General features: G+C 67.7%; 4 protein-coding genes and 1 pseudogene. 3 read left to right on the top strand and 2 right to left on the bottom strand.

Going from position 1 to position 7279, the window contains the following annotated elements; genetic code table 11:
• Both NFW30_RS11195 and NFW30_RS11190 read right to left on the bottom strand, forming a co-directional pair.
• Nucleotides 1-949, bottom strand: a pseudogene (locus tag NFW30_RS11195) (hypothetical protein); the annotation flags it as partial.
• A gap of 8 nt (nucleotides 950-957) precedes the next feature.
• Complete coding sequence (locus NFW30_RS11190; RefSeq protein ID WP_295349808.1) at nucleotides 958-2304, bottom strand: ATP-binding protein; 1347 nt, start codon at nucleotides 2302-2304, stop codon at nucleotides 958-960.
• A 301-nt stretch (nucleotides 2305-2605) separates the two neighbouring features.
• Here NFW30_RS11190 and NFW30_RS11185 point away from each other — a divergent pair, with 301 nt between their 5' ends.
• The 3 genes from NFW30_RS11185 to NFW30_RS11175 all read left to right on the top strand — a co-directional run bounded on the left by NFW30_RS11185 (nucleotide 2606) and on the right by NFW30_RS11175 (nucleotide 7187).
• Nucleotides 2606-3985 carry a ribulose-bisphosphate carboxylase gene (locus tag NFW30_RS11185; RefSeq protein WP_295349806.1) on the top strand — a complete coding sequence of 460 codons (1380 nt, stop codon included), beginning with the start codon at nucleotides 2606-2608 and terminating at the stop codon, nucleotides 3983-3985.
• Between the two features lie 87 nt (nucleotides 3986-4072).
• The gene (locus NFW30_RS11180; protein WP_295349805.1) at nucleotides 4073-4882 is read left to right on the top strand and encodes a CbbQ/NirQ/NorQ/GpvN family protein; all 810 of its coding nucleotides are present in this window, start codon (nucleotides 4073-4075) and stop codon (nucleotides 4880-4882) included.
• 16 nt (nucleotides 4883-4898) lie between these two features.
• Nucleotides 4899-7187, top strand: coding sequence for a VWA domain-containing protein (locus NFW30_RS11175; RefSeq protein ID WP_295349804.1), 2289 nt, complete (start codon nucleotides 4899-4901; stop codon nucleotides 7185-7187).
• Nucleotides 7188-7279 lie beyond the last annotated feature (92 nt).

Below are 7279 nucleotides of genomic sequence, written 5' to 3'. Positions count from 1 at the left end.
CGAGCTGCCCGCGCGCCTGCAGGATGTCGGCAATCTGGCCCTGCGTCACCGCCTTTGAGCGAACATCGCCGAGCTTTTCAAAGACCGGCAGCTGTTCTTCCAGCCGGATGCGCAGCGCCTCGTCGAGCTGCCCGCGCGCCTGCAGGATGTCGGCAATCTGGCCCTGCGTCAGCGCCTTCGAGCGCACATTGCCGAGCTTTTCATGGACCGGCAGCTCTTCTTCGAGCCGGATGCGCAGCGCCTCGTCGAGTTCTCCGACGCTGCGCAGCAGCTCCGCGAGTTCGTCGAGCAGACCGAGGCGAAGATCCTCGGGAAGGGCGGCTGCGCTGCCGAGCGCCGAGCGCAGTTCGCCGATGCGCCGCGTCCGCTCAACCAGCGAACGCCGGTCGATCGCTTCGTCGAACGGGTGCAGCGCGGGGATGGCAGGCTGGTCCGCCAGCGTGAAGGAGAAGATTCCGCTCCGCCAGGCCCACAGGTCGGGCGCGCGCAGGGCAAGCTGCCTGATCGGCGCCGTCGTCAGCCACAGCAGGATGCGCAGCGGCACGTCGCGGGCGATGGCCTCGCGGCGCAGATTGAAAGCTTCCCAGCGTCCCGCCGCCATGTCCCCGGGCGGCGAAAACCAGCTCTCGCCACCGCAGACGTGAACCGCATCGCATCCTGCGGCGAGACCGCGCAGTGCGGCTTCCACGGCTGCGAAGTCCGGGTGCGGCGCGCCGGCCAGAGCGAGCCTGGCACTCGCCAGCTTGGCCACTGCCAGGACGTCGTCCAGCCGGGCGATCAGTGCCTCGCGGTACGGGACGTCGTTGAACTCGCAGATCAGCAACTGGAAGCGGCTGCCGAAGCGCAGCGTCTTGAGCAGCCGCTGAAAGTCGGTGTAGTGCTCGGGCCGCAGTTCGGCACCGGCCAGGTGGCGCGCACGTTCGAAGCGAGGGTCGCGAGTCGGGTCCACCGCGCGCCCTACAGCGCCCCCCGCTGCGGAGGCTGTTCGGCAGCGGCGAGCCGGTAGCCTTCGAGGGTGCGCACCACCGGGTGGCTGCGGCGCCAGGCGCCGTCGTTGTATTCGAGCAGCGCCAGATGGTAGAGCAGCCTGCGCGTCCGTTCGTCATTGCCGGCATGGATCGCATCGCGATCGAGTTGCGCCAGCAGGCGGTAGTCGTCGGGTTCGAGGAAACGCCGATACTCCGACGCGAGCTGGGCGATCGCCTGCTCCACCGTCCGCGCATCGATGCTGTCCTCCTCGGCGAACTCGCAGCACAGCTTGAGCAGCTTGAGCAGCTCGCGCGGATGGCCGCCGCAATGCTCGACGAGGCGCTCGATCTCGCGCTCGCTCGCGAACAGCGAGCGGTCGGCGCGCTTGAGGAGAATGTCCTTCACCGCTCGCGCGCCAGCCGCGCAGCGGCTGCCGTCGCGCTCGCCGAGCTTGATCATCGGCAGCACGAGATCGGCATCCAGCCGGTTCGTCAGGTTGCCTTCGTACTTCAGGCTCAGCGGTGCGGTGTAGACGACATGGGCGTCGATGGCGAGCAGTTGCTCGGCGTCATGAACGAAGAAGCGCAGCCGGTCCTCGCTGCGCAGCTTGTCGGTGCCATCGATCATGAACAGAACCCGCCTGCCCTTGCCCGCCGCAACCAGCGCCTCTTCGCCATCCCGGAGCAGGGTGTTGAAGGCCTCGGCAAACTGGGAAAAGGAGTTGCGGATCACCCGCCGCAGCGAGTCCTTGTAGGCGACGTTGGTCCGGAAGGCAGCGGTGAACCGGGCGAACAGTTCCGCAAGGAAAGGCAGCCCGGTTTTGGCCTGAACGCCCGTCTCGACTTCCGCCCGGAATTCGCGGCCTTCCTCGGAGCTCAGCACCCGTTCGTTGAACCAGTTCTCCAGCTCCGCCAGGGCACTGCTCCGCGGGTGCACGCCTGCCGCGTCCAGCGCGCCGAGCAGCGAGCGCGCCATCGCCATCAGCGTGTCCGCGTACTGCAGGTTGTTGTGATCGAGGGTGGCGCCGATGTCGACCTCGACCACCAGGAAACGCTGCGCTCCGTTCAGGTCCCTGGCATAGCGGCGGAGTTCGGTCGTCTTGCCGCTGCCGGTGTGGCCGAAGAACAGCACGTGTTTCTTCGTCGGCGGCAGGAAGTCGCCGGTGGACAGCAGCAGGCCGAACTTGCGCGCCAGCCGATCGAGCGTTCTCTGGCTGCCGCGGGCCTCGCGCGTGTCGACGTAGCGCGGGTCGTCCGCCGTCAGCGGCGCCTCGTATTCGATTCTCTGCAGGACTTCGAGGACATGTCGGGGCGGCTGGTAGGGCATGGTGGACATGGTCGTGGCGTGTGTGTTGGTTGGCCACATTGTACGCTCAGACCCGAGGATGGGCACTTCAGCCACACTCCTCGCCCTGCCAGGCCGCCGCCATCGACGCCCGCCGCGTGGCAGCCAGGCGCGTGTGGCGACGACGCTCGGAGCGATGAGCTGCGGCGGGTCTCTGTTGGAAAGCTATAGCTTACTGTAATTCGCAAAAAGTTTAACTTCCAATAATGAATGTTGCCACCTAAACTGACCGCACTCCGATCCACGGCCCGCACCGATCGCTCTTTTCCAAATCCACGCAGGGAGCCAAAGCATGGACCAATCGAACCGTTACGCCGACCTCAGCCTTCGCGAGGAGGATCTGATCGAGGGTGGCCGGCACATCCTCGTCGCCTACAAGATGAAGCCGAAGGCCGGCTACGATTACCTGCCGGCAGCCGCCCACTTCGCTGCCGAATCGTCGACCGGCACCAACGTCGAGGTGAGCACGACCGACGACTTCACGCGCGGCGTCGACGCGCTGGTCTACCACATCGACGAGGCCAGCGAGGAGATGCGCATCGCCTATCCGCTCGAACTCTTCGACCGCAATGTCACCGACGGCCGCATGATGATCGTCTCCTTCCTGACGCTGTGCATCGGCAACAACCAGGGAATGGGCGACATCGAGCACGCCAAGATCTACGATTTCTACGTCCCGCAGCGCGCGCTGCAACTCTTCGACGGGCCGGCCAAGGACATCTCCGATCTCTGGCGCATCCTCGGACGGCCGATCCGCGACGGCGGCTACATCGCCGGCACGATCATCAAGCCGAAGCTTGGCCTGCGCCCGGAACCCTTCGCCGCCGCCGCCTACCAGTTCTGGCTCGGTGGCGACTTCATCAAGAACGACGAGCCGCAGGGCAACCAGGTGTTCGCGCCGATGAAGAAGGTCATGCCGCTCGTCTACGACGCCATGAAGCGGGCACAGGATGAAACCGGTCAGGCCAAGATCTTCTCCGCCAACATCACCGCCGACGACCATTACGAGATGTGTGCGCGTGCCGATTACATCCTCGAGACCTTCGGCCCGGATGCCGACAAGGTGGCCTTCCTCGTCGACGGCTATGTCGGCGGCCCCGGCATGGTCACCACCGCCCGTCGGCAATACCCCAACCAGTATCTGCATTACCACCGTGCCGGCCACGGTGCCGTCACCTCGCCAAGCTCGAAGCGCGGCTATACCGCCTATGTCCTGGCGAAGATGGCGCGGCTGCAGGGGGCCTCGGGGATACACGTCGGCACCATGGGCTTCGGCAAGATGGAAGGCGACGCCGACGACCGGGCGATCGCCTACATCATCGAACGCGACGAGTACCAGGGGCCCGCCTACTACCAGAAATGGTACGGCATGAAGCCGACGACGCCGATCATCTCGGGCGGCATGAACGCCCTGCGCCTGCCGGGTTTCTTCGCCAACCTCGGTCACGGCAACGTCATCAACACTGCCGGTGGCGGCTCCTACGGCCACATCGACAGCCCTGCCGCGGGCGCGATCTCGCTGCGCCAGGCGTACGAGTGCTGGAAGGCCGGCGCCGACCCGATCGAATGGGCGCGCCAGCACCGGGAGTTCGCCCGCGCCTTCGAATCGTTCCCCGGCGACGCCGACATGCTGCATCCGGGCTGGCGCGACCGGCTCGGTGTGCATCGTTGAGTCGGGCGGCGTGCAGCGGCACGGAGACGGACCGATGACGGGCAGCTGCGCGGCGGCGTTCGCCGGCCCGCGCGGCAGGGGCAGGCTATGACCGACAGTGAGCAGTACCAGGTTCGCCAGGAGCCCTTCTACCGCCAGCAGGGCAACGAGGTCGCGCTCTATGCTGCAGCCTACGCTGCCCGCCTGCCGGTGATGGTGAAGGGGCCGACGGGCTGCGGCAAGTCGCGCTTCATCGAATACATGGCCTGGAAGCTCGACCGGCCGCTGATCACGGTCGCCTGCAACGAGGACATGACCGCCTCGGATCTGGTCGGCCGCTACCTCCTCGAAGCCGGCGGTACGCGCTGGCTCGACGGTCCGCTGACCACCGCCGCGCGCATCGGCGCCATCTGCTACCTCGACGAGATCGTCGAGGCGCGGCAGGATACGACCGTCGTCATCCATCCGCTGACCGACCACCGACGGACGCTGCCGCTCGACAAGAAGGGCGAACTGCTGCGCGCGCATGCGGACTTCCAGCTCGTCATCTCGTACAACCCGGGCTACCAGAGCCTGATGAAGGATCTCAAGGAGTCCACCAAGCAGCGTTTCACCGCTTTCGACTTCGACTACCCGGAGGCCGAGCTCGAAGCGACGATCCTCGCCAGCGAAAGCGGCATCGATCACGCGTTGGCGACGCAGCTCGTCGCCGTCGCCGCTGCCGCGCGCCGCCTCAAGGGGCATGGTCTCGACGAAGGCGTGTCGACGCGCCTGCTCGTCTATGCGGCGACGCTGATCCGGAACGGGGTCGCTGCCGGCGACGCCTGCCGCATGGCGCTCGTGCGTCCGATCACCGACGACCGCGACATCCGCGATACGCTCGAGCACGCGATCGACGCCATCTTCGCCTGTGGCTGATGGCCGGATGGCCGGCATGACCCGCAGCGAGGCACTCTCGGCGGAGCACCTGGCCGCCTGTCGTGCGCGGCTCGACTGCCGCCTGCCGCAGGTCGACGGCGTCTTCGCCGACTGCCTGCGCGAAGCCATCGCCGTCCTCACGCCTGCGGGCGTCGACGCCTACCTCGACTGCGCCCGCTTCCTCGGCCGCATCGGCCGTGGCGCCGAACCGCTGCTGGCCTTCCTCGAGGAATGGCCGGCAGTCGCCGGCAGCGTCGGCGAAGGGACGCTGCCGGTGGTGGTCGCGACGCTGCAGCGCTTGCACCGGTCGCCGAACGGCAAGGCCATCGCCCCGTTCCTGCAGAGCCTGGCGGCGGTGTCGCGGCGGCTTGCCGCCGGCGGGCAGTTGCAGCGCTACCTCGACCTGACGCTGCGCCTGATGGAGCAGACCTCGGGATCGATCCACGGCATCCACAAGACGTTCGCCAGCCCCTGCCTGCCGGACTTCCTCGTCCATGCACCGACGCTGCTCGCCAGTCTGAGCATTGCCGGCCTGACGAACTGGGTCGACTACGGGGTGCGCAACTACGCTGCCCACCCCGAACGCCAGCGCGACTACTTCCGCCTGCAGTCGGCCGACAGCCGCGCCGTTTTCCAGCGCGAGCGGCACGGCACCCTGCTGGTCGACCACGAGCGCCTGCTCGATCTCTATCTGCGCGGCCTCTGGGGTGAGCAGGCGCTGCTCGTCCCCTACGCCGTGGCCAGCGAAGCCGCCAACCCGGCGTCGCCGATGCCGCCCGCGCAGCCCTACGACGACGCGGGCGGCATCCGCCTGCCCGACGTCCTCGACGACGCCTGCGGCGTCAGCGGCATCGACCGCTATCGCGCCGCACTGGCACACATCGCCGGCCACCGGCGCTGGAGCACGCCACTCGTCGCCGACAACCTCAGCCCGATGCAGCGCCTGGCGGTCGAGACCTTCGAGGACAGCCGCATCGACACGCTGATCGTCCGCCGCTACCCGGGCATGCGCCGCATCTTCCGCGCGCTGCATCCGCGTCCGGTCGCCGGTGCCTGCGACCCGCAACGCTTCTCCTGCCTGCGCCATCGCCTGGCCGTGCTGTCGCGCGCCCTGCTCGATGGCGAAGACGGCGACGCCGATGGTGACCTGCGTGAGTTCGTTGCCCGCTTCCGGCAGGCGCTGGCGGATGGCGAGGCGAGCAGCCAGGCGATGGCCGGTCTGGCGCTCGCCTACGTGGCTCGCACCCGGCGGCAAAGCGACCAGTTGCCCGAGGTGTACTTCAGCGATACGCTGGTCGACTACCGCGACGACAACCGCCATCTCTGGCGCTTCCACGAACTCTCCGACGACGAGGAGATGTTCGCCGAACACCGTCCGGCGAGCGCCAGCGCCGAAATCGACTGCCTGCCGCCGCGCCATTACCCGGAGTGGGACCATCACAGCCAGAGCTACCGCCCCGACTGGGTGAGCCTCTACGAATCGCTGCACCCGTCGGGTGACGCGGCGCTGATCGACCGGCTGCTCGACCGGCACGCCACCCTCGCCCGACGGCTCAAGCGCCTGCTCGACATCCTCAAGCCGCAGGAACGGGTTCGCCTGCGCTTTCAGGAGGATGGCAGCGAACTCGACGTCGACGTCGCCGTCCGTTCGCTGATCGACTGCCGCTGCGGCGTCACGCCCGATCCGCGGATCAACATGAGCCATCGCAGCAACGGCCGCAACCTCGCCGTCCTGCTGCTCCTCGACCTCTCCGCGTCGCTGGCCGACAAGTTCGGCAGCGGCGATGGCGAGCAGACGGTGCTCGAACTGAGTCAGGAGGCCGTGTCGCTGCTCGCCTGGTCGATCGATCAGCTCGGCGACCCCTTCGCCATCGCCGGCTTCCATTCGGATACCCGGCACGACGTCCGCTACCTGCATCTCAAGGGCAGCAGCGAGCCCTGGGGCGACGCCGTCAAGCGCCGCCTGGCGGCGATGCAGGCTGGCTATTCGACGCGCATCGGTGCCGCTCTGCGGCACGCGGCGCATTACCTCGCGGCGAGCAGGGCGGAGAAGAAGCTGCTGCTGGTCCTTACCGACGGCCGGCCGTCGGACGTCGACGTGTCCGACGGCCGGCTGCTGATCGAGGATGCGCGCAAGGCGGTCGGCGAACTCGACCGGCAGGGGATCTTCAGCTACTGCATCAGCCTCGACGCCAAGGCGGACGAATACGTCGGTCACATCTTCGGTCACCACTACTCGGTCATCGACCGCATCGAACGGCTGCCGCAGCGGCTGCCGGAATTGTTCATGGCGCTGACGCGCTAGGGCCCGCGGCCGCGCACACGCGCCCAATCTCAAGTAGATTACGTGCTCGCGCCGTGGTCGCTGCCGCAGCGCCGCAACAATCGCCGGGAGCA

The sequence above is a fragment of the Accumulibacter sp. genome (assembly GCF_023806635.1).
GTDB lineage: Bacteria > Pseudomonadota > Gammaproteobacteria > Burkholderiales > Rhodocyclaceae > Accumulibacter.
The sequence above is the reverse complement of the archived record's forward strand: the minus strand, read 5'-3'. Positions and strand labels throughout refer to the sequence as shown.

Bases quoted from the DNA above. Each gene is read 5' to 3' on its own strand.
- NFW30_RS11190 (WP_295349808.1), bottom strand. From the start codon at position 2,304: ATGTCCACCATGCCCTACCAGCCGCCCCGACATGTCCTCGAAGTCCTG.
- NFW30_RS11185 (WP_295349806.1), top strand. From the start codon at position 2,606: ATGGACCAATCGAACCGTTACGCCGACCTCAGCCTTCGCGAGGAGGAT.
- NFW30_RS11180 (WP_295349805.1), top strand. From the start codon at position 4,073: ATGACCGACAGTGAGCAGTACCAGGTTCGCCAGGAGCCCTTCTACCGC.
- NFW30_RS11175 (WP_295349804.1), top strand. From the start codon at position 4,899: ATGACCCGCAGCGAGGCACTCTCGGCGGAGCACCTGGCCGCCTGTCGT.